At 59.7% G+C, this 19,653-nt stretch carries 19 protein-coding genes; 11 read left to right on the top strand and 8 right to left on the bottom strand.

Annotation, left to right across the window (positions count from 1 at the left end):
* Positions 1–11 precede the first annotated feature (11 nt).
* The gene (locus ACA074_RS06440; protein WP_497678641.1) at positions 12–1,733 is read right to left on the bottom strand and encodes a DUF2599 domain-containing protein; all 1,722 of its coding nucleotides are present in this window, start codon (positions 1,731–1,733) and stop codon (positions 12–14) included.
* 451 nt (positions 1,734–2,184) lie between these two features.
* Between ACA074_RS06440 and ACA074_RS06435 the strand changes: the two genes are divergently transcribed.
* From ACA074_RS06435 to ACA074_RS06420, 4 genes are read left to right on the top strand one after another with little or no spacing between them, the layout of a single operon-like run.
* A complete protein-coding gene (locus tag ACA074_RS06435; protein ID WP_187679448.1) occupies positions 2,185–2,490 on the top strand; it encodes a BufA1 family periplasmic bufferin-type metallophore in 306 nt (101 codons plus the stop codon).
* 25 nt (positions 2,491–2,515) lie between these two features.
* A complete protein-coding gene (gene bufB, locus ACA074_RS06430) occupies positions 2,516–3,403 on the top strand; it encodes an MNIO family bufferin maturase (protein WP_497616759.1) in 888 nt (295 codons plus the stop codon).
* A complete protein-coding gene (locus ACA074_RS06425; RefSeq protein ID WP_497678640.1) occupies positions 3,400–4,158 on the top strand; it encodes an HvfC/BufC N-terminal domain-containing protein in 759 nt (252 codons plus the stop codon). The genes bufB and ACA074_RS06425 overlap by 4 nt, the downstream gene beginning before the upstream one ends.
* The gene (locus tag ACA074_RS06420; RefSeq protein WP_497678639.1) at positions 4,155–4,628 is read left to right on the top strand and encodes a DoxX family protein; all 474 of its coding nucleotides are present in this window, start codon (positions 4,155–4,157) and stop codon (positions 4,626–4,628) included. The genes ACA074_RS06425 and ACA074_RS06420 overlap by 4 nt, the downstream gene beginning before the upstream one ends.
* On the opposite strand, the gene ACA074_RS06415 is transcribed toward ACA074_RS06420, so the two are convergent.
* Positions 4,625–5,533: a LysR family transcriptional regulator gene (locus tag ACA074_RS06415; protein ID WP_497678638.1), complete on the bottom strand. Its 909-nt coding sequence runs from the start codon at positions 5,531–5,533 to the stop codon at positions 4,625–4,627. The two genes, ACA074_RS06420 and ACA074_RS06415, sit on opposite strands and share 4 nt — an antisense overlap.
* A gap of 104 nt (positions 5,534–5,637) precedes the next feature.
* Between ACA074_RS06415 and ACA074_RS06410 the strand changes: the two genes are divergently transcribed.
* The 3 genes from ACA074_RS06410 (at position 5,638) to ACA074_RS06400 (ending at position 8,661) form a co-directional block, all read left to right on the top strand.
* On the top strand, positions 5,638–6,237 hold the full coding sequence (locus ACA074_RS06410) for a short chain dehydrogenase (protein WP_489878356.1): 600 nt from the start codon (positions 5,638–5,640) through the stop codon (positions 6,235–6,237).
* Positions 6,238–6,296: 59 nt separating this feature from the next.
* Positions 6,297–6,950: a COG3650 family protein gene (locus ACA074_RS06405; protein ID WP_497678637.1), complete on the top strand. Its 654-nt coding sequence runs from the start codon at positions 6,297–6,299 to the stop codon at positions 6,948–6,950.
* Between the two features lie 97 nt (positions 6,951–7,047).
* Complete coding sequence (locus ACA074_RS06400; RefSeq protein WP_401270532.1) at positions 7,048–8,661, top strand: NAD(P)/FAD-dependent oxidoreductase; 1,614 nt, start codon at positions 7,048–7,050, stop codon at positions 8,659–8,661.
* Between the two features lie 115 nt (positions 8,662–8,776).
* Here ACA074_RS06400 and ACA074_RS06395 read toward each other — a convergent pair whose 3' ends face one another.
* On the bottom strand, positions 8,777–9,871 hold the full coding sequence (locus ACA074_RS06395) for a PLP-dependent cysteine synthase family protein (protein ID WP_257357222.1): 1,095 nt from the start codon (positions 9,869–9,871) through the stop codon (positions 8,777–8,779).
* 251 nt (positions 9,872–10,122) lie between these two features.
* On the opposite strand from ACA074_RS06395, the gene nhaA reads away from it, so the two are divergent.
* The 3 genes from nhaA to ACA074_RS06380 all read left to right on the top strand — a co-directional run bounded on the left by nhaA (position 10,123) and on the right by ACA074_RS06380 (position 12,935).
* Positions 10,123–11,313 carry a Na+/H+ antiporter NhaA gene (gene nhaA / locus ACA074_RS06390; RefSeq protein ID WP_401270536.1) on the top strand — a complete coding sequence of 397 codons (1,191 nt, stop codon included), beginning with the start codon at positions 10,123–10,125 and terminating at the stop codon, positions 11,311–11,313.
* A gap of 182 nt (positions 11,314–11,495) precedes the next feature.
* Positions 11,496–12,668: an S-type pyocin domain-containing protein gene (locus ACA074_RS06385; protein WP_497678636.1), complete on the top strand. Its 1,173-nt coding sequence runs from the start codon at positions 11,496–11,498 to the stop codon at positions 12,666–12,668.
* An 18-nt stretch (positions 12,669–12,686) separates the two neighbouring features.
* Positions 12,687–12,935, top strand: coding sequence for a pyocin S6 family toxin immunity protein (locus ACA074_RS06380; RefSeq protein WP_489878350.1), 249 nt, complete (start codon positions 12,687–12,689; stop codon positions 12,933–12,935).
* A 90-nt stretch (positions 12,936–13,025) separates the two neighbouring features.
* Here ACA074_RS06380 and ACA074_RS06375 read toward each other — a convergent pair whose 3' ends face one another.
* Entirely contained in the window at positions 13,026–13,490 is a 465-nt protein-coding gene (locus ACA074_RS06375; RefSeq protein ID WP_007969461.1) for an outer membrane lipoprotein, read from the bottom strand.
* A 167-nt stretch (positions 13,491–13,657) separates the two neighbouring features.
* On the opposite strand from ACA074_RS06375, the gene ACA074_RS06370 reads away from it, so the two are divergent.
* The gene (locus tag ACA074_RS06370; protein ID WP_401270545.1) at positions 13,658–13,894 is read left to right on the top strand and encodes a hypothetical protein; all 237 of its coding nucleotides are present in this window, start codon (positions 13,658–13,660) and stop codon (positions 13,892–13,894) included.
* A gap of 5 nt (positions 13,895–13,899) precedes the next feature.
* Here the strand turns inward: ACA074_RS06370 and pdxH are convergent, their stop codons facing one another.
* The 4 genes from pdxH to ACA074_RS06350 all read right to left on the bottom strand — a co-directional run bounded on the left by pdxH (position 13,900) and on the right by ACA074_RS06350 (position 19,612).
* Positions 13,900–14,547, bottom strand: a complete 648-nt coding sequence (gene pdxH, locus ACA074_RS06365) for a pyridoxamine 5'-phosphate oxidase (protein WP_305441765.1) — start codon at positions 14,545–14,547, stop codon at positions 13,900–13,902.
* Between the two features lie 24 nt (positions 14,548–14,571).
* On the bottom strand, positions 14,572–15,675 hold the full coding sequence (locus ACA074_RS06360) for an OmpA family protein (RefSeq protein WP_497678635.1): 1,104 nt from the start codon (positions 15,673–15,675) through the stop codon (positions 14,572–14,574).
* Positions 15,676–15,788: 113 nt separating this feature from the next.
* A complete protein-coding gene (locus tag ACA074_RS06355; protein WP_401270549.1) occupies positions 15,789–16,934 on the bottom strand; it encodes a serine hydrolase domain-containing protein in 1,146 nt (381 codons plus the stop codon).
* Positions 16,935–17,116: 182 nt separating this feature from the next.
* Positions 17,117–19,612: a beta-galactosidase gene (locus ACA074_RS06350; RefSeq protein WP_497678634.1), complete on the bottom strand. Its 2,496-nt coding sequence runs from the start codon at positions 19,610–19,612 to the stop codon at positions 17,117–17,119.
* Positions 19,613–19,653: the final 41 nt, after the last annotated feature.

Below are 19,653 nucleotides of genomic sequence, written 5' to 3'. Positions count from 1 at the left end.
AATACACACCGTCAACGCGGGACCGGGTTGCAACCCGTGGCCCGCATTTCGTTGTCCGATAACGCCGGCCGGAAAGGCTCGAGATTCCATGGCGTCTTGTTGCGATAGTTGTTCAGGACACAGTTCAATTGCTGGCGCATGCTGCCGGCGGAATTTTCGTTGTCTCGCCAGTTGCTGTCCGCGCCCTTGAGGGCGAACAACTGGTCGTACAAAGCGCCGATCTGTTCGTTGGGCAAGGCCCGCCCCACCGCCGTGGGCACAATGCTCAGGCTCCACTCATCCTTGCGGGTGCCGGGGTCGTAACGTTTGACCCAGTCGGCCGAGGCGATGTATTGCGGGGCCTGAACCGGCACTGGATTGCAACCGGCCCTGGCCGCTTCCTGCGGACTGACGGTAGGTCGAAACGGTTCCAGATTCCACTCGGTCTTGGCTGGATAGTTCTGCACCAGACACGCCAGTTGCTGACGCATGCTGCCCGCTGATTTTTCGTGGTCGTGCCACTGGCTGTCAGCGCCATGCAGCGCGAACAGCTCCTGATACAAGGCATTCTGATCACTGGCCTGTATCGCCTTGCCCTGGGCGGTCGGCGTGACGTTGAGCGACCATTCGTTTTTCTTGCTGCCCGGATCGTAACGCTCGACCCAGGTCGCGCTGGCAATGTAGTTCGATGTCGGCGCAACCACTGGTGGCTGAACACCACCCGCCGCTGTCAGGTCGATCGCCTGATCGGCGGCGACGTAGCTGAAGCGCTGCTCCGCCGGCTGGGTGAAATCCAGTCGCAGGATCGGCACGCTGTAGCCCTGAGCCTGGAGTTTCTTCTGAAAGTTGCGCGCACTGTTCAGGCCGTTTTCCGGTTTCGGCGGCGCCTGATCGCCGCGGGTGGCGAAGTTCTGCGTACTATTGACGTTGTAGATGAAGGCATCGATGTACTTCATGTTCTCGCTGCCATCGTTGGTCGCGGTGGCATTCTTCAACATGAACTCGTTGACCTGAGCACTGAAGGCAAACGGGTCCTTATTGGTGGTGTTTGGTCGGGATTCATGAACCCGGATCATAGCGTTCCAGTCACTGGGTTTCTCCGCATTCCAGGAACACTGCCCGTACTGGATCGGCCCTTTCATCAGCCCGGTATATTTCTGCGTCCATTGCTCAGCAGTGCTCACCCCGGCTTCCGCACAGGTGCCGTAAGCCAGCGCGGCATTGCGATTGTCCATCCCCCCTTGGGCCGTACGTGGCGGTTCACGACTGTCGAAAAAGCCGCAGCCATACCACTTGCGTTCTGGTCCAGTACCACCATCGAAGGCGTAGATGCAGGTGAAGCCCTGCTCCTTGACCGGCAAATTCAGGGCGGCAGCATCGGTTGGATTTCGCAGAATAAAACCGGCCGGATGGATCAGGATCCGGGTGCTCAGATCCTTGCGAATCCACGAGTAAGACGTCGCGCCGATCTTGATCGCGTAAGGGCTGTAATCCCAAGGATTGAACGGCCCGTCATTGACCATTCGCAAGGTCACGCCGCTGCAGTAATAGAGCCCGCGCGCGGCACCTGTATCGGGTTCCTGGCAGGAATCCTTGAGAGTATTGTAGTTGTGGTTGATGCGCTTGAGCGTGTCCAGAGGTTCCGGTTGCGGCTGGGCGCATACCGTCCCGAACAGCAAGGGCAGCGTGCCGGCGAGAGCCAAAGATAAAGTTCTGCGCAATAGCACAGCAGAAGCTGAGCAATCCTTCGACATAAGATACCGTCCTGGTAAATCGGCCTGTGAGGGTGGCCGTTGAAATGACTATAGAGCACGGGTGACGGCCTGGAAAAAACTGGCAGAAACCGGCATCTGGGGGTGAGCGATTGTGGTAATCAAAAAACGGCTTTCGGGCCGTTTTTTGTGTCACAGGCGCCTATCTGGTTTTTAGATTCACTGTCGCATAGTCGATTGCCTGTTCAGCCCTGGTCATGATGTAGCTCCTGTCATTCACCTGCCAGGTTCGGAATCTACCGATCCACTTAAGCTTTTCCTACTGTCAGAAATTACAGGTCTCTAGAACCATTCACGATCAGAACGACGCAGTTATTCCATTCGCTGTAATTTTTTTCTCACTGGCGCTGTAACGCATCGCCATGCCGTTTCTCTAGAGGGACAAGCAAGCGCAAATCGCTTGTAAAACCCAAGCTAAAATCGGAGAAACATCATGACTGCTACCACCCGCACCCTGTCCGCTACCGCCCTGGTTCTGGCCCTTGGTTCTGCCCTGAGCATCGCAGCCGTTTCCACCGTTCACGCTGCCGACGCCAACATGGAAAAATGCTTCGGTGTGGCCATGAAAGGCAAGAACGATTGCGCTGCAGGCGCAGGCACCACCTGTGCCGGCACCGCAAAAATGGACTATCAGGCCAACGCCTGGAAACTCGTTCCGAAAGGCACCTGCGCCACCACCGAAAGCAAAACCTCGCCTACCGGTTTCGGTCAAATGGAAGCGTTCAAAGCCAAGTCCTGATCAGTCGGCTGCCTGAGTGACGATCATGTTCACACCTAACGACCATGCCCACTCCTGCACTCAGGCAGCCCGCTCAGGGCTCCCGCCCCGTGCCGGGTTGGGGCTCAAGACCGGGCATTTGCGTGAAGTGCTCGGCTCATTACCGGACATCGGCTTCTTCGAAGTCCACGCCGAAAACTACATGGTGGCCGGCGGCCCGTTTCATCATTTTCTGGGATTGATTCGCGAGCAGTATCCGCTGTCGCTGCACGGCGTCGGATTGTCCATCGGGGCTGAAGGCCCGCTGGACGTTCAACATCTGCAACGCCTGAAGGATCTGATCGAGCGTTATCAACCCCACTCCTTTTCCGAACACCTGGCCTGGTCCAGCCACGGCCCGGTGTTCCTCAATGACCTGCTGCCACTGGCCTATGACGCGCCGACGCTGAACCGCGTCTGCGAGCATATCGATCAGGTGCAGAACGCCCTCAAGCGGCCAATGCTCCTGGAAAATCCGGCGACCTATCTGGCCTTTGAACGTTCGACCCTCGACGAGGCTGACTTCATTGCCGAAGTCATTCGCCGCAGCGGCTGCGGATTGTTGCTGGACGTCAATAACGTCTACGTGTCGTGCATCAATCATCTGCGCGATCCATTGGCCTATCTCGATGCCTTGCCATTGCACGCCGTCGGTGAGATTCATCTGGCCGGTTTTGCAGAAGATTGCGACAGCCTCGGCGACCGTTTGCTGATCGACGATCACGGCGCGCCGATTGATCAAGCAGTCTGGCATTTGTACCGGCAAGTGCTGGAGCGCATCGGCCCGGTGGCGACGTTGATCGAGCGTGACAATCAGGTGCCGGCATTCGACGTCTTAATGGCCGAGGCGCAGCAGGCCGAAGTGCTGTTGAAGTACGCGGGGGATCGATCATGAGCTCTCAAGCCGCGTTCACGGCAGCGTTGCTCAATGTGCAGTTGCCCTGCCCCGAAGGCCTTTACAGCGCCAACGGTGCGGATCCCGCCAGCCGTTTCGCGGTGTATCGCAACAACGTGCAGAGTTCGCTGATCAACGCACTGGGCGACAGTTATCCGGTGGTTGCGCAGTTGGTTGGCGAGGAATTCTTCCGCGCCATGGCGGCTTTATTCGTACAAAGTCAGCCACCACAAAGTCCGTTGATGAGCCTTTACGGCGAAGGGTTTGCGGACTTCATCGCTGCGTTTGAACCGGCCTCAAGCGTGCCGTACCTGGCCGACGTGGCACGCCTTGAACAGTTACGCACCCTCGCCTATCACGCCGCCGACGCAAACCCGATCCCGCCGGAACAGATCGCCGCTGCGCTGAGTGACCCGCAAGCCCTGAGCGAACTTGGCTTCGAACTTCATCCGTCCCTGTACCTGCTCGATTCAGGCTATGCCGTGGTTGCGATCTGGGCCGCACACCAGCGAGAGGCGACGCTGGAAGGCATCGAACTCAATCGTGGACAGCAGGCATTGGTGTTGCGCAATAGCCTCGATGTCGAGGTGTTTGCCCTTGATCACGGCGCCGGCGTTTTCATCCGCCATTTGCTCGATGGCCAGCCGCTATTGGCAGCCGCAGAAAACAGCCCGCCGTTCGATCTCAGCCAGACCTTGGCCTTGCTGATCGCTCATAACGCCATCACCCATCTGAACTTCAAGGAATTGCCATGAATACGCTGATCACCCGCGCCATCTCGATGCTGGAGAAAATCCCCCACAGCCTGATTGCCTTTATCGCGCGTTTTTCGATTGCCGCGGTGTTCTGGAAGTCCGGGCAGACCAAGGTTGAAGGCCTGGCCATCGACCTGTTCGACGGCAACTTTGAGTTGGGCTGGCCACGCCTGGCCGATTCGACGATTCCGTTGTTCACCAGCGAATACCACGTGCCGCTGCTGTCGCCGGAAATCGCCGCGTACATGGCCGCGTTCGCCGAGCACTTTTTCCCGATTCTGATTCTGATTGGCTTCGCCACACGATTTTCGGCGCTGGCGTTGCTGGGGATGACCCTGACCATTCAGTTGTTTGTGTATCCGGATGCCTACCCGACACACGGCACTTGGGCAGCGGTGCTGCTGTATCTGATGACGACCGGACCGGGGAAATTGTCGATCGATCATCTGATCGCCAAGCGCTACCGCTAAAGCCGATCCAGCGCCTCGCCGCTGCGTTTGAACCAACCCATCAGATAGTCCGCCAATACCTGAGTGCGTTTCGGTAATCCACCCTGATACGGATGCACCAGATACATCGGCATGCGCCGGGTCTGGTAATCGCGCAGGAGCCAGCGCAAGCGCCCGTCAGCCAATTCCGCTTGCAGCAGGTACGAAGGCAATCGAGCGATGCCGGCACCGGTCAGCGCCGCTTTCTTGAGCAGGTTGTAATGGTTGCTGGCGAACGGCCCCGAGACGCGTACCCGCAACAATTCGTGCTGCTGGTGATACAGCCATTCCTCGCGACCGCTGTAGTGGCTGTTGAGCAGACAACGGTGCTCGCTCAACGCCTGCGGCGTCAACGGCTCGCCGAAGCGCTCGAGATAGGCCGGGCTGGCGCAGGTCATTTCCTGCCAGGCCAGCAGCGGCTTGGCCACCAGCCGCTCGTCGTTGGCCACCTCGCTGCGGATCGCCAGATCAAAGCCGTCCCGGGACAGATCGCGATAGCTGTTATTCAGCTCCAGTTCGATCTGCACCTCGGGATACTTTTGCGAAAACTCCAGCAGCAGACCATCGAAGAAGGTTTCTCCCAGGGACACCGGAACCGTCATACGCACCGGCCCGGCCATGTCGTCCTTCAATCGCGCCAATGCCTGACGCGCTCTCTCGACTTGGACTACAAGGGCCTGGGCTTGTGGCAACAACGCCGCACCGGCAGCGGTCAGGCTCAAACGCCGGGTCGTGCGTTGCAGCAGCACCACGGAAAAGCGCGTTTCGAGTTGGCTGATCCGCTTGGACAACTGGCCCTTGCTGCACCCGAGTTGCTGCGCCGCCAACGTGAAACTGCCCGCTTCGATCAGCACTGCAAACGCGGCCAGATCATCCATCTCGCTCATGGATTGTTTCCATTTGAAAACCAAAGGTTGCCCATTAGCGCGCTTATCCACAGAAAAAACCACTCTAGACTGAAACCTCGTTCAATCACTTGAGGCACAACACGATGAAAATTCTGTTGATAGGCGCTGGCGGCACCATCGGTTCGGCCGTGGACAAAGAACTGTCGCAACGCCACGAAGTTATTCGTATCGGCCGCAAAAGCGGCGATTTGCAGGTGGATATCAGCGACAGCGGGTCGATCCGAAAACTGTTCGAACAAACCGGCAAGTTCGACGCACTGGTCTGCGCCGCCGGCAACGTGACCTTCGCACCGTTGGGTGAAATGAACGAAGACAGCTTCGCCCTGGGTTTGAAAGACAAGCTGATGGGCCAGGTCAACCTATTGCTGATCGGTCGCGAGTTTGCCAACGACGGTGCTTCGTTCACCTTCACTACCGGCGTGCTCAGCCACGATCCGATCCGCAGCGGCGCCTCGGCTGCAATGGTCAACGGCGCCCTCGACAGTTTTGTTCGCGCGGCCGCCATCGAACTGCCTCGCGGTTTGCGCGTGAACTCGATCAGCCCGACCGTTTTGCTGGAAGCCATGGGCAGCTACGCCCCGTATTTCCGTGGCTACAAGCCGGTTCCTGCGGCGGATGTGGCATTGGCCTACGCCAAAAGTGTCGAAGGCCTGCAAACCGGTCAGACTTTTCACGTCGGCTAAACCCTTGTGATGAACGGTCAGCCTGCGTAACGTGGCGGCACTTGTCTGGAGAGCCGAAGATGCGTGTTGCCCGTTCGTTAGTCCTTGTTGCCCTGCTGCCGTTGTTTGCCGCCTGCCAGTTGTTCGATGGCCCGCGAGAAAGTGCCTCGCACGTGGGGCAGACGCGGATGCAGGGGCAACTGACCGCTGCCGACGGCAAACTGGTGTTCCAGCCGTGTCAGGATCAACGCCAATACGTGGTCAACGACATTGGCGGCACCAGCGTCTTGCAAGAGGCCGCGACCCTGGCCGATGACCAGGGCAAGTTGTTCGCCGACGTGCGCGGCAAGATCGCCGGTGACCGCCTCGATCTTGCCCAGCTCTATCGCGTCGAACGTTCGGGCACCGCGTGTGATGATCCGAATTTCAAGCTGCTGATTCTGCGCGCCGCCGGCCATGGCCCTGAGTGGAACGTCAAGGTCAGCGGCAAAGGCATGGTCATCGACCGCGACGGCCAGCCCCCGCTCGCCGTCCCATACGTTGAAGAGCAATTGGGCGACGGTCGCTTCAATCTCAGCAGCGAAGCCAACAACCAGCGCATCGAATTGTGGGTCGCGCCGCAACGTTGCGTCGACAGCAGCACCGGCAGCGTGCAGCACATGAGCGCCGAACTGCGCATCGACGGTCAGGTGCGGCGTGGCTGCGGGTATTTCGGCGGTTCGCGTAACGACTGATCGTTTTACCCTCACCGGATCCGGCGGTTGCGGCTTATAATCGCGGCCTTCAAACGCCCTGGCGCAGTTGTGCGCCCCGCGAACCCGGATCCTCGCCATGTTACGAATCACTGAACTCAAGCTGCCAATCGACCATCCCGAAGAAGACCTGCGCGTTGCCATCGTGCAACGTCTGGGCATCGCCAGCGATGACTTGCTCGATTTCACCTTGTTCAAGCGCAGCTACGATGCGCGCAAAAAGTCCTCCGAACTGTGCTTCATCTACACCATCGACCTCACCGTACGCGACGAGGCCAAAGTGCTGGGCAAGTTCGCCGACGACCGTAACGTCAACGTGGCGCCGGATGTCAGCTACAAATTCGTAGGCGAAGCACCAAGCGACCTGAGCCAGCGACCTATCGTCGTCGGATTCGGCCCGTGCGGGATCTTTGCCGGCCTGTTGCTGGCACAGATGGGCTTCAAGCCGATCGTCCTCGAACGCGGCACCGAAGTGCGTCAGCGCACCAAGGACACCTGGGGCCTGTGGCGTAAAAGCGTGCTCAACCCCGAGTCCAACGTGCAGTTCGGCGAAGGCGGTGCGGGCACGTTCTCCGACGGCAAACTGTACAGCCAGATCAAGGATCCGAAGTTCCTTGGCCGCAAAGTCCTGCACGAGTTCGTCAAGGCCGGCGCACCGGAAGAAATCCTCTACGTCAGCAAGCCGCACATCGGTACGTTCCGTCTGACCGGCATGGTTGAAAACATGCGCGAACAGATCCGAGATTTGGGCGGCGAAGTGCGCTTCCAGGAGCGCGTCAGTGATGTGCTGATCGAAGACGGCCAACTGGTCGGGGTCCAACTGGCCAGCGGCGAGACTCTGCATTCGAAACACGTGGTTCTGGCCCTCGGCCATAGCGCCCGCGACACCTTCCGCATGCTCCACAGCCGTGGCGTGTTCATGGAAGCCAAGCCGTTCTCGGTGGGTTTCCGCATCGAACACCCGCAGTCGCTGATCGACCGTGCGCGTCTGGGCAAATACGCCGGCCACCCCAAGTTGGGAGCCGCCGACTACAAACTGGTGCACCACGCCAAGAACGGCCGTTCGGTCTACAGCTTCTGCATGTGCCCGGGCGGCACCGTTGTCGCCGCGACGTCCGAGCCGAACCGTGTGGTCACCAATGGCATGAGCCAGTACTCGCGTAACGAGCGCAATGCCAACTCCGGCATCGTCGTCGGCATCACCCCGGAAGTAGATTATCCGGGCGGCCCGCTGGCCGGGATCGAGTTACAGGAGCGTCTGGAATCCCACGCCTTTATCCTCGGCGGCAGCGACTACAAGGCCCCGGCGCAACTGGTTGGCGACTTCATCAACAACATTCCTTCGACCGAACTGGGTGAAGTCGAGCCGTCCTACAAACCGGGCGTGGCGCTGGGCGATCTGGCCCTGGCATTGCCAGACTTCGCGATTGAGGCGATTCGTGAAGCGCTGCCGGCGTTCGAGAAGCAGATTCGCGGCTACTCGCTGCACGATGCGGTGTTGACCGGGATCGAAACGCGCACGTCTTCGCCGCTACGCATTACTCGTAATGAGTCGCTGCAGAGCATGAACGTGAAGGGTCTGTTCCCGGCCGGTGAAGGCGCGGGTTATGCGGGCGGGATTCTGTCGGCGGGTGTGGACGGGATTCGGATTGCCGAGGCTGTAGCGCGCGACATCCTGGGTATTACCGACTGACACAAAACCCTGTAGGAGTGAGCCTGCTCGCGATTGCGGTAATCCAGTCAACATTGCTGTTGAATGTTATTACGCCATCGCGAGCAGGCTCACTCCCACATTTGATTTCGGTGTGTCAGATATTGGCGCGCAACACCGAAGTCGGCAGCGCCTCTCCCCGCTCGGCACTCGCCGCCACAGCCTCAATCAATCCGCTCAACTCATAGCCCTGCGCCTTGAGCCAGTCCTGATCGTAATAGGTGTCGGCATAACGCTCGCCGCCATCGCACAGAATCGCCACGATCGACCCCGACTCCCCCGCCGCTTTCATTTGCTGCGCCGCCATCAATGCGCCAATCAGGTTGGTGCCACTCGAACCGCCAACATGCCGCCCCAGCCGTTGCGCCAGGTAATGCATGGCCGCCAGCGACAAGGCGTCCGGCACCTTGACCATCGCGTCGATCACCTTCGGCAAGAACGACGCTTCCACTCTTGGCCGGCCAATGCCTTCGATCCGCGAACCGCAATCCAGACGCAAACTGGCGTCGCCGGTCTGGTAGTAATCGAAGAACACCGAACGCTCGGCATCAGCGCACAACACGCGGGTGCAGTGCTGGCGATAGCGCACGTAACGACCGAGGGTCGCGGTGGTGCCGCCGGTGCCGGGGCTGGAAATCAGCCAGCTCGGTTCGGGATGTTTCTCGTAGCGCATCTGCTGGAAGATCGACTCGGCGATGTTGTTGTTCGCCCGCCAGTCGGTCGCCCGTTCGGCATAGGTGAACTGGTCGATGAAATGACCGCCATGCTCTCGAGCCAGACGCTCGGATTCGGCATAAATCTGCGTCGGATCTTTTACCAGATGGCTCTGGCCACCGTAGAAGGCAATCTGGGCAATCTTCTCTTTCGACGTGGTCGCCGGCATCACCGCAATGAACGGCAGCCCCAGCATCCGCGCGAAATACGCTTCGGAAATCGCCGTCGAACCGCTGGACGCCTCGATTACCGGCGCGCCGGGCTTGAGCCAGCCGTTACACAGCGCATAGAGAAACAGCGAACGGGCCAGCCGATGTTTAAGGCTGCCGGTCGGATGACTCGACTCGTCCTTGAAGTACAACTCGATGCCCGCAAAACCTGGCAGCGGCAAGGGAATCAGATGGGTGTCGGCGCTGCGCTGAAAATCCGCTTCGATGATACGGATGGCTTCGCGGGCCCACTGTCGGTTGTCGCTCATGGTCATGGTTCTCGTTGAATCGGGCAGGAGATTGGCCTCCTGAAAAGGCTCATCCGTCAGCTTAGGAAAAAACCTACATCGCGCACAGATACAGCTGAGTCTCAATATGTCCGGCAACTGCTAGGCTCAGCGTGGTTCGGGGTAAAGGCGTTGTAACGACATATAACAAAAAAGAATATAACTTTTGTTTTAACAACTAACCGTACGGGTTAGGGTGTCCCACCTTTTTGACTCATCGATGGAGAGCGACCTTGCCTCTGCGTAGCACTTTCACGCGTTTCTTTCAGTTGGAAGCTGCCAGCGGTCTGTTATTGATCGCCGCGGCCATCCTCGCTTTGATTATCAACAACTCGCCATTGTCGTGGCTGTACACCGGTTTGCTCGACACCCCGGTGGTAGCGCAGATCGGCGCGTTGAAAATCGCCAAACCCCTTTTGCTGTGGATCAATGACGGCCTGATGGCTTTGTTCTTCCTGTTGATCGGCCTGGAGGTCAAGCGCGAAGTGCTCGACGGCCAGTTGTCGAAGCCGTCGCAGATCGTCCTGCCGGGTGCGGCCGCTGTCGGCGGCATGCTGGTGCCGGCGCTGATCTACTGGTTCCTCAATCGCGACAATCCGGCCGCCCTGAGCGGCTGGGCAATCCCTACCGCCACCGACATCGCCTTTGCCCTCGGCGTACTGGCCCTGCTCGGCAAGCGTGTGCCTGTGTCGCTGAAGCTGTTCCTGATGACCCTGGCGATCATCGATGACCTCGGTGCCATCGTGATCATCGCGATTTTCTACTCCGGCGAACTCTCGACCCTGTCGCTGGGCCTCGCGGCCGCTTGCATTGCGGCGCTGGTAGCGATGAACCGGCTCGGCGTGGTCAAGCTCGGGCCATACATGATCATCGGCTTGATCCTGTGGGTTTGCGTACTGAAGAGCGGCGTCCATGCAACGCTGGCCGGTGTGACCCTGGCCTTCTGCATCCCGCTACGGACGAAAAACGCCGAGCCTTCGCCGTTGCTGACGCTGGAACACGCGCTTCATCCATGGGTCGCCTACGGCATTCTGCCGCTGTTCGCCTTCGCCAACGCCGGCCTGTCGCTGAGCGGCGTCACCGTCGAAAGCTTCACCCACCACGTACCGATGGGCATCGCGGTCGGCCTGCTGCTCGGCAAGACCGTCGGCGTATTCGGCCTGACATGGCTGGCCGTGAAGATCGGTATCGCCGCCCTGCCCCAAGGCGCCAACTGGGGTCAGGTGCTGGGCGTGGCGATTCTGTGCGGCATCGGATTCACCATGAGCCTGTTTGTCGGCTCTCTGGCCTTTGTTCCGGGTGCAAGTGAATACGCGGGCATGGACCGGATGGGTATTCTGACGGGGTCGATTCTGGCGGCGTTGATCGGTTATGCGGTGACGGCGGCGGCGAGTCGTCGAAACAACACTTTGCCTACCGCATAGAACACTTGTGGCGAGGGGATTTATCCCCTCACTACAAATTTACCTTCAAACCATTCTCCCGCAACAAAGCGAACAATCCCCTCGTCTTTAGAGACGCGTCCTACAGCCACAAAATTCCTGCTTCGTTAACGTCGTGCAGCCCCTTCCGAGGGGCTGTCGATGGATGAACGAAAGGACGATCAGTGGCTGGCAACAAGGACATTCCCCGGGTTCCCAACCCACCGGCGGGCGACGGGCATCTCGTCACCTACCGCTACATGACGGCCACAGAACTGGCCGAGCGCGAAGCCAGACAAAACGCTTACGACGCCATGCTGGCGCGACAGGAGGCTTTCGAGCGCAATCGTGAGGTTGCAGCCAAAAAGCCTGATCCTGTGCGCGCCGGATGCGTGTTTGCCAAGTCCTGCAAGTTGCCGGACGCGATCATTGATTACTCCAATCCTTCGGGGATGGTGCCGACCGATAGTTTGAAAGACTACGGCGACCTGATTCTGCTCGGTGCACGCGAAGCCGATGCCAACGGTGCCGTCGCACTGAAGAAAATCAGCGCGACGGCCATCCCGACAGGACTCGGCAATTTTGCTCTGGCCGGATCTGCATTCGAAGCGTTGCCTGCCGTTGCCGCCAGCACTGCTGCTGCCACGTTGGTTGGGTTGGTCGCGCTGTTCATGCCCTCGAGCCTTGGCGACAGCGCCCGCTACACCGACGATCAACTGCTCGCCCTGAAACAGGCCCGTACCCGCGTTCGACTGCGGGTCGAGCAACAGGCCGACGGCAGCCTCAAGGGTTACGGTTTCTACACCGGTAAGAATCGTGATTGGGAAATGGTTGATGTCGTGCAATTCACTGCGCGCGGCAGCCAGTTCATTGCTGACTTGGGTGAAGGCGTCGAACTGATCTGGACACCCGCCGTGGATGGCTCTGACATTCTCGGCATCCCCGCGTTGGAGGCAGCTCCGCAGGCGCCGCATATCTGGGTGTATCCACCGACGAAAGCGGCAGAGGGGATTCTGGTGAATCCGGTTTATCCGCCGGAGTACAGGGACTTCATTCTGGTGTTTCCGGCGGATTCGGGGGTCAGGCCACTCTATATTGTGGTTGCGCGCCCGGTGTCTGGTGACCACGACTACCATATGCCACCCAAGTTACTTCCGGCCTTCCCCGATGCAGTACCGGTTCGTAAAAAAGGACATCGCAAGCGCAGGGAGAGCAAAAAGCGTATTTATGAGTGGGACTATCAACATGGAGCTGTCGAGGTTTATAACTGGGAAGGAGACCATCTCGGCGAGTTCGATATAAAAACGGGTGAGCAAACTGGTAAAGCAAAACCCGAAAGACGCACCACGACCAAGTGAAAAATTGAGTATTCGAGAATGATTTTTTTAGCGCTTTCCGGGTTTTTCCCCGAACCAAATCCAGACAACTCACTGCAATATGATAAAGATGTCCCACAAACTTCAGAGCAGGCGGTTCTTAACGTCATGGGGTGGGAATCTCTGAAAGATGTACCGATGGGTGAACATGATCTAACGGAAACTCAAGCCAGAGAAATCATGCAAATCGTCAATACGCCCTTCAGGGACGATTTGACTTACTGCATCGGGCTCTGTCGCGAAGACTGACAAGCCTGATTCAGAAAAGCTGAAAAGCCACCGACAAAAAAACCCCGACCAGTCACCTGATCGGGGTTTTCTTTTGCCGCTCGCTCCCGCTTAGTGCGAAACGCGGCTGGTCCCGCCAACGGTCGAAATCCGCACACGCTCACCAACGCGGAACACTTCATTCTCCTGAACCTGCTGCACATAGGCGCGCATGCTGCCGTCGTCTTCGCGCACGGTGATTTCCACACCTTGGGTACGCGTCAGGCCTTCTTCGGTCGCCGAGCCGATCAGACCACCCGCCACCGCACCGATCACAGCAGCGACGATGCTGCCTTTACCGCCACCGATGGCGCTGCCGCCGACACCGCCGACCACTGCGCCTGCTGCGCCGCCGATCGGGGTCTTGGTGCCTTCGATTTTCACCGGACGCAGGGATTCGATGGTACCCATGCGAATCGTCTGCACGCGACGCGCTTCGTCACGGGAGTAGGAGTCACCGGTCAGGCTCGATTGGCAGCCGGTAAGCAACATCGCCATCGTGGAAAAGGAAGCAACCAGCAGAACAGACTTACGCATAGCATCAACTCCAAAGGACAGGTATTCATTAAACTCCGCAGCTTGACGCCTGTCACGGCGCAGCTCGGATAAAATTGCTTTCATTCAGGCCCGGTACAGGCGCCCTTCGAACTCACCCAACATTAGCGCCAAATTCCATTTCTTGCGCCGCCGACCCAAGGATTTTCATGGATTACTTCATCATTGTCGTCACCACCGTCGCCGGTCTGTACTTCCATGGGTGGCTGTACGTACGGATCAAACGCTGGGTTGATCGCGACCTGGCACTGTCGCTGGCCGGCAAGGATGAAGGCAAACGCGCTTTTATGCTTGAACAATTGGCCCATGCACATGCGCAGAAGATCAAGCGTCGGGACCTGCCGAAGTGGCTTGAGGCCGCTGCGGCAGGGTATCCCGCTCGGTAGACTGCTTAAGGTGCCAGACGTTCAAGAATCCAGTCGGCGCCCTGCAAACGGTAGTTGAGGCGATCGTGCAGGCGGCTCGGACGGCCCTGCCAGAATTCGATGCGCTCGGGCAGCAATCGGTAACCGCCCCAGTGTTCCGGACAATCTGGCTGAGTATCGCTGAAGCGTTGCTCGGTCGCCTTGAGCAAATCCTCCAGTTCCCCGCGCCCGTTGATCACCCGGCTCTGCGGTGATGCCCAGGCACCGAGGCGGCTGCCCAGTGGACGCACCTGGTAATACGCATCGGACTCTTGCGGTGTGACCTTCACCACCCGCCCTTCGATGCGCACCTGGCGCTCCAGGGTCGGCCAGAAGAAGGTCATGGCGGCAAACGGATTGGCCGCCAGATGCTGGCCCTTGGCGCTGTCGTAATTGGTGAAGAAGGTGAAACCCTGCTCGTCCAGGCCCTTGAGCAGCAGAATGCGGCAATGCGGACGCCCGTCCGCATCGACCGTGGCCAGGGTCAAGGCGTTGGCTTCCACCGGCGCCTGCTCGGTTTTCACCGCGTCGGCGAACCATTGGTGGAACAGCGCAAACGGCTCGGCCGGGGCTTGTGCCTCGGTCAAACCGTCCCGGGTGTAATCACGACGCATATCTGCCAGAGCCTGGGTCATGGCGCATTCCTTTTCGTTAGCGGATCACTTCTTGGTGGCATCGGTCGCGGCGACTTTCTTGTCGGTCGCGGCGGCTTTGGCTGGAGCGGTTTTCTTCGCTGGAGCCTTCGCCGGTGCCTTCTTGGCTGGAGCCTTGGCGGCGGCTTTCTTCGCAGGGGCTTTCTTGGTGGTCGGTACAGCAGCTTTTTTCGCGGCTGGCGCCGGGGTTACCGGTTTGGCCACTGGCTTGGCGTCCTGCGCAGCAACCAGGGTCACTGGCTTCGGCGCTGGCATGTTGTATTTACTCAACAGCGCAACCATGGTGTTCTGCGGAGTCACCAGCATTTCAACGCGACGGTTGAGGGCACGACCTTCAACGCTGTCGTTGGCGGCACGTGGCGCTTCAGAACCCATGCCGCGCAGCATCAGGCGATCACGCTGCAAACCGCTGAGACGGAAGATCGCCGCAATGGCTTGAGCACGTTCCTGACTCAATTTGATGTTGGCCGGCGCAGCGCCGCTGGAGTCGCTGTGACCGAGTACCAGAACGGCGGTTTTCGGGTCGGCTTCGAGGATTTTCGCCACGCGGGTAAACGGGCCAAGCGTGACTGGCAGCAGCATCGCCGGACGATCCGGGTTGAATGAGCCTTCGACCGGCGCGGTGACGACTAGCACATTGTCGCGGCGCTCGAGTTGCAGATTGCTGTCCTGAATGGCAGTACGCAGGCGCGGTTCGTAGTCGTCAAGCCAAGCCTGAGTGACTTTCGGATCCGGCATCGGCACTACTTTGGCGGTGTCCTGATCCTTGCCGCCAAACGGCCACCACCACTTGCCGCCCTTGTCAGCCTCGGGCTTGGCCACGGCGACCGGTTTGGCTTCAGGCTTCACTTCAGGCTTGGCATCTGCCTTGGCGGTCGAATCGTCGGAGCCGAACGGCCAATACCATGGATTGCTGCTTTCAGTTTTGGCAACCGGCGCAGTAGCAGCAGGTTTCAACGGTGCTGGGGCCTGTGCCGGCTCTTTGGCCGCCACTTTGTCGGAAGAACCAAACGGCCACCAACTGCCGCCGTCCGCATCATTTTTAGGAGTCTGTGCACAACCGGTGATCGCAACACACAGGGCCAGGGCGAGTGTCTTTTTAGATGACATTGAAAATCCACAAAATGAAGTAATGAAAAATCAGAGCACTTTCGCCCGGATAAACTGTCGCTTTGAATCGAAAAACCTTTCGAGGTTCCGGCCCTGGAACCTCTGATGACGCTTTACAGACAAGTGGCAAGCACCCGCGCGAGCTTTTGCGCGCGCGGATCCATCAAGACGTACGGCCCAAGGGTATTTGTCACAAAACCAAACGCGACATCATGCTCAGGGTCAGCAAAACCGATCGAGCCGCCCGCGCCCGGATGCCCGAACGCACGCGGGCCGAGGCCGTAGGTGGCATTCGGTACGTCGGGTTGATCAAGCATGCAGCCCAGACCGAAACGGGTGCGAGTCAGCAGGGTCTTGTCCTCGCCGATACTGTGTTCGCGGGTCAGTTCTTCAAGCATGTCGCTTTCGAGCAGGCTGCCGTCGAGCAAACCGGCGTAGAACCCGGCCAGACTCCTTGCATTGCCGTGGCCATTGGCCGCCGGCTGCTGCATGCGCCGCCATTCCGGTTTGTTTGTGCTGGTCAGCACCGACGGTGGATTGGTAAAGGCGCGGGTGGTCATGGCGGTCGGCTCGCGCATCGTCACTTGCAGCAGACGCTGAGCGGCGGCGTCGCCGGCATTGCCCTTGCCGCGGGCGATGTGCGCCACACGATGGAATTCTTCGTCCGCCAGACCGACGTGAAAATCCAGACCCAATGGTTTGGCGACACGGGCAACGATCGATTCCCCCGGCCCGCGACCATCGGCACGACGGAGCAGTTCGCCGATCAACCAACCGTAAGTGATCGCGGCATAGCCGTGACCGGTGCCCGGCGCCCACCAGGGTGCTTCGGCCGCGAGGGCGTCGACCATGGTTTGCCATTCATAGAGCGCTTCGGGGGCCAGCAGCTCGCGCAAAGCCGGCAGGCCGGCCTGATGGCAGAGCAATTGGCGCAGGGTAACGGACTCTTTGCCAGCGGCGGCGAACTCCGGCCAGTAGCGGGCAACGGGAACATCCAGGTGCAACTTGCCTTCGGCGACCAATTGCAGAGCCGTGACGGCGGTAAAGGTTTTGGTGCAGGAGAACAGGTTGGCGATGGTGTCGCTGTGCCAGGCCTCGGCGCCGTCCTTGTCGGCGGTGCCGGACCAGAGGTCGAGGACGGTTTCTCCGCCGACCTTGATGCACAAAGCTGCGCCGCGTTCCTGGGGATCGTCGAACAGTGCGGCGAATGCCTCGCGCACCGCTTCGAATTGAAGCTCGTAATGTCCCTGAATCTGCACCCGCAACTCCCCCGCGAAAACGCTCTACAAAGTGGCCCGCATTGTTCCAGCCCTTGAGGGTTTTGGGAACAGCTGTGGGCTAGGCGGTCGGATCAAAAGCAAGATCACCTGCGGCGGCTCCTACAGAGAAGCGTGTCCCATGCAGGAGCTGCCGAAGGCTGCGATCTTTAGCGCATCACGCCTTAATGACCATTGCCCGAATGCCCACCGGCATGGCCAGCGCCCTGCCCCGGGCCTTTGCCGGCCTCACCTTTCCTGCCGCCTTCGGCTTCATGGACCGCTGCGGCTTTCTCCGCCTGTTTGCCAAGTTGATCAACCGCCTGCAAATTGCTCTTGCGTACCGTCTCGACAAAGCTCTGATACGGCAGATCCGTCACCCCGACCAAACCGAAGTGGCCGTTCTCGCCATCCAGTAGACGCCCGGTCACCGGTTGGTCCAGATACTGGAACCAGTGCACGCCGACAATAGACGGCTCGCTCAGCGCCTGTTTGAGGAAGTTGGCGTACGCCGCACCGCGATCCTCTTCCTTGGCCAGTTGCGTCACGCCGCCCCAGAACGGGCCGCGATCAGCAGAGCCGAAGTTGAACTCGGTAATCAGCACCGGTTTGTCCATAGCGTTCAACGCGGCGAAGTCATAGCCGTCTTGCGGCTTGAGGGTGTACATGTTGAAGCTCAGCACATCGCAATACTGCGCGCAGGAGGCCACGGCTTCCGGGGTGCTGATGGCAAAACGGCCGCCGAGCAGCAGTTGATTCGGCGCGTGCCATTTCAGCGAGTCGGAGATGGTCTTGAAGTAGGTATCGGCGAAGACCTTCTGGAAGTATTTGAAGTCAGCCTCGATCTCCGGGTGCTCCGGATTCGGCAGCGGCGGCACGAAGCCCGGATCTTCCATCAACTCCCAGGCCGGCAGGTCAATGCCCCAGGCTTTCGACAGCCCCGCCTGATTGCGGTATTTGTCGCGCAGTTGCTTGAGAAACGCGCGCTTGGCCGGCACGTCAGTGGTCATTTTCAAGGTGCCGTAAGCCAGTGCGTAGCGCGATTGCGGATCGTCGCCCGCGCCTGCCCAGGCCAATTCGTTATCGGCGAAGTAACCGATCAGCCAAGGATCGTCGCGGTGATCGCGGGCCGCGATGGCCACGGCGCGCTCGGTGGCCATGGCGAAACGCGGGTCGAACGGGTCAGGCATGGCACCCCACCAGTCGTTGCCGGTGCTGATGCTGGCGTAATCGCCGACGATCGCCAGCGGCAAGGTGTAGGGCACGCGTTCCGCGTCGCTCAGCGAGTCAGCACTCCAGTTGCCGACCGTGTTGAAGCCCCAGGCTTGCAGCCGATCAAGGGCGTGGCTGGCCCACTTCTGCTCATCGACCGTGGCGGTGCACGGAGTAGTGACGGGTTGATCAGCGGCTTTTTCAGCCGTCGTCGCCACGGCGTCGGTTTTCGCCGCTTCGGCAACACCGGCCTTCGGTTCGCTTGACTGTGCCGCAGGCTCGGCGGCTTTCACTGCGGTTTCTTCAACTGCGCCAGCCTTGGCCGCTTCAGCGACCCCGGCCTTGCTGTCGCTATCCGGTTTGCAGGGCTCGCCGTAAACCCGCTGCAGGTTAGCGCCGTAGAAGTCATACCAGCGCCCATTGCCGTAGCCTCGGCCCTGATCGGCGCCGTTGCCGCCACGGTTGTCGCCCTCGCCAAAGTGACTGGCGAGCGGTTCGTCGGGTTTTGGCAGGGACTCGAACATCCACTCGCGCCCGGCCACGTAGGTCTGGTTGACGTCGGGGGTGACGGTGTTGACGCCCAGGGAATAGAACGGATGCCCCTCAGGCGTGACCAGATACCAACGGCCATCACGTTTTTCGGTGCGGAAGAAACCGCTGGCCTTGAACGCCGGGCCTTTGCTCCAGCCGCCGAACTTGTCCAGCGAGGACTTTTCGCGCTCGGCCAGCCAGGTTTTCAGCTGTTGCTGGTCCTTGGCGGCGGCGGATTTGAGTTGTTCGTCACTGGCAATTTTTTCCGGCCATTTGCTGCGGGTCGATTGCCCGTAAGCGTCAACCAGATTGCCGTACACCGCTTGCGTGACCGCCTCACCGTCCTGCACACCAAAGCGCTCTAGCAGCAAACTCTGGGCAACTTTCGGCTGATCCATCGACAGGCTCACCGATACCACTTGGCTGCGATCGATTTCACCGGTGCTGCTGGCAAGCAGAATCCGCTGGCCATCAACGGTCATTGGCATCGGTGGCCCGGCTTTCATGCCCTTGCTAAGCGGCGTGGTCGCCACCAACGGCACCAGCAAGGTTTGCGCAGGGCCGGCCGGCAGGTCGACGCGGCTGGTCAATGTCTGGCCATTGTTGCTCTGGATCTGCACGTAGACCGTCACGGCCCAGTTCATTGCGCTCTGAATGCGCAGGCTCATCATGCCGGACTGCGACCAGTCCCAGGCACCGGTTTGCGGGGTCAGGCGCAAGGTCGGGCGGGCCGCCGGGTTGAAAGTCACGCGTCGCAGCACTTCACCTTCCGGGGTTTGCTCGGCGTTGGCTTGCGGCAGGTCGGCGTTTTCATTGGCGATTTTCACCACGTCGGCGGGACGGACAAAGTTGAACAGTGTTTGCGGCGCAGCAGGCGCCGCCAGCAACGGGGCAGCGAAGATCAAGGCAAACACGGCAGGCAACGAACGGCGGATCATAAGAACGGAGTTCTCCCTAACGACCAACAATGGCCAATGGA

Source organism: Pseudomonas sp. LBUM1655 (genome assembly GCF_059716085.1).
The sequence above is the reverse complement of the archived record's forward strand: the minus strand, read 5'-3'. Positions and strand labels throughout refer to the sequence as shown.

Coding starts and splice junctions, on each gene's coding strand:
- ACA074_RS06440 (WP_497678641.1), bottom strand. CDS start 1,733: ATGTCGAAGGATTGCTCAGCTTCTGCTGTGCTATTGCGCAGAACTTTA.
- ACA074_RS06435 (WP_187679448.1), top strand. CDS start 2,185: ATGACTGCTACCACCCGCACCCTGTCCGCTACCGCCCTGGTTCTGGCC.
- bufB (WP_497616759.1), top strand. CDS start 2,516: ATGTTCACACCTAACGACCATGCCCACTCCTGCACTCAGGCAGCCCGC.
- ACA074_RS06425 (WP_497678640.1), top strand. CDS start 3,400: ATGAGCTCTCAAGCCGCGTTCACGGCAGCGTTGCTCAATGTGCAGTTG.
- ACA074_RS06420 (WP_497678639.1), top strand. CDS start 4,155: ATGAATACGCTGATCACCCGCGCCATCTCGATGCTGGAGAAAATCCCC.
- ACA074_RS06415 (WP_497678638.1), bottom strand. CDS start 5,533: ATGAGCGAGATGGATGATCTGGCCGCGTTTGCAGTGCTGATCGAAGCG.
- ACA074_RS06410 (WP_489878356.1), top strand. CDS start 5,638: ATGAAAATTCTGTTGATAGGCGCTGGCGGCACCATCGGTTCGGCCGTG.
- ACA074_RS06405 (WP_497678637.1), top strand. CDS start 6,297: ATGCGTGTTGCCCGTTCGTTAGTCCTTGTTGCCCTGCTGCCGTTGTTT.
- ACA074_RS06400 (WP_401270532.1), top strand. CDS start 7,048: ATGTTACGAATCACTGAACTCAAGCTGCCAATCGACCATCCCGAAGAA.
- ACA074_RS06395 (WP_257357222.1), bottom strand. CDS start 9,871: ATGAGCGACAACCGACAGTGGGCCCGCGAAGCCATCCGTATCATCGAA.
- ACA074_RS06380 (WP_489878350.1), top strand. CDS start 12,687: ATGATTTTTTTAGCGCTTTCCGGGTTTTTCCCCGAACCAAATCCAGAC.
- ACA074_RS06375 (WP_007969461.1), bottom strand. CDS start 13,490: ATGCGTAAGTCTGTTCTGCTGGTTGCTTCCTTTTCCACGATGGCGATG.
- ACA074_RS06370 (WP_401270545.1), top strand. CDS start 13,658: ATGGATTACTTCATCATTGTCGTCACCACCGTCGCCGGTCTGTACTTC.
- pdxH (WP_305441765.1), bottom strand. CDS start 14,547: ATGACCCAGGCTCTGGCAGATATGCGTCGTGATTACACCCGGGACGGT.
- ACA074_RS06360 (WP_497678635.1), bottom strand. CDS start 15,675: ATGTCATCTAAAAAGACACTCGCCCTGGCCCTGTGTGTTGCGATCACC.
- ACA074_RS06350 (WP_497678634.1), bottom strand. CDS start 19,612: ATGATCCGCCGTTCGTTGCCTGCCGTGTTTGCCTTGATCTTCGCTGCC.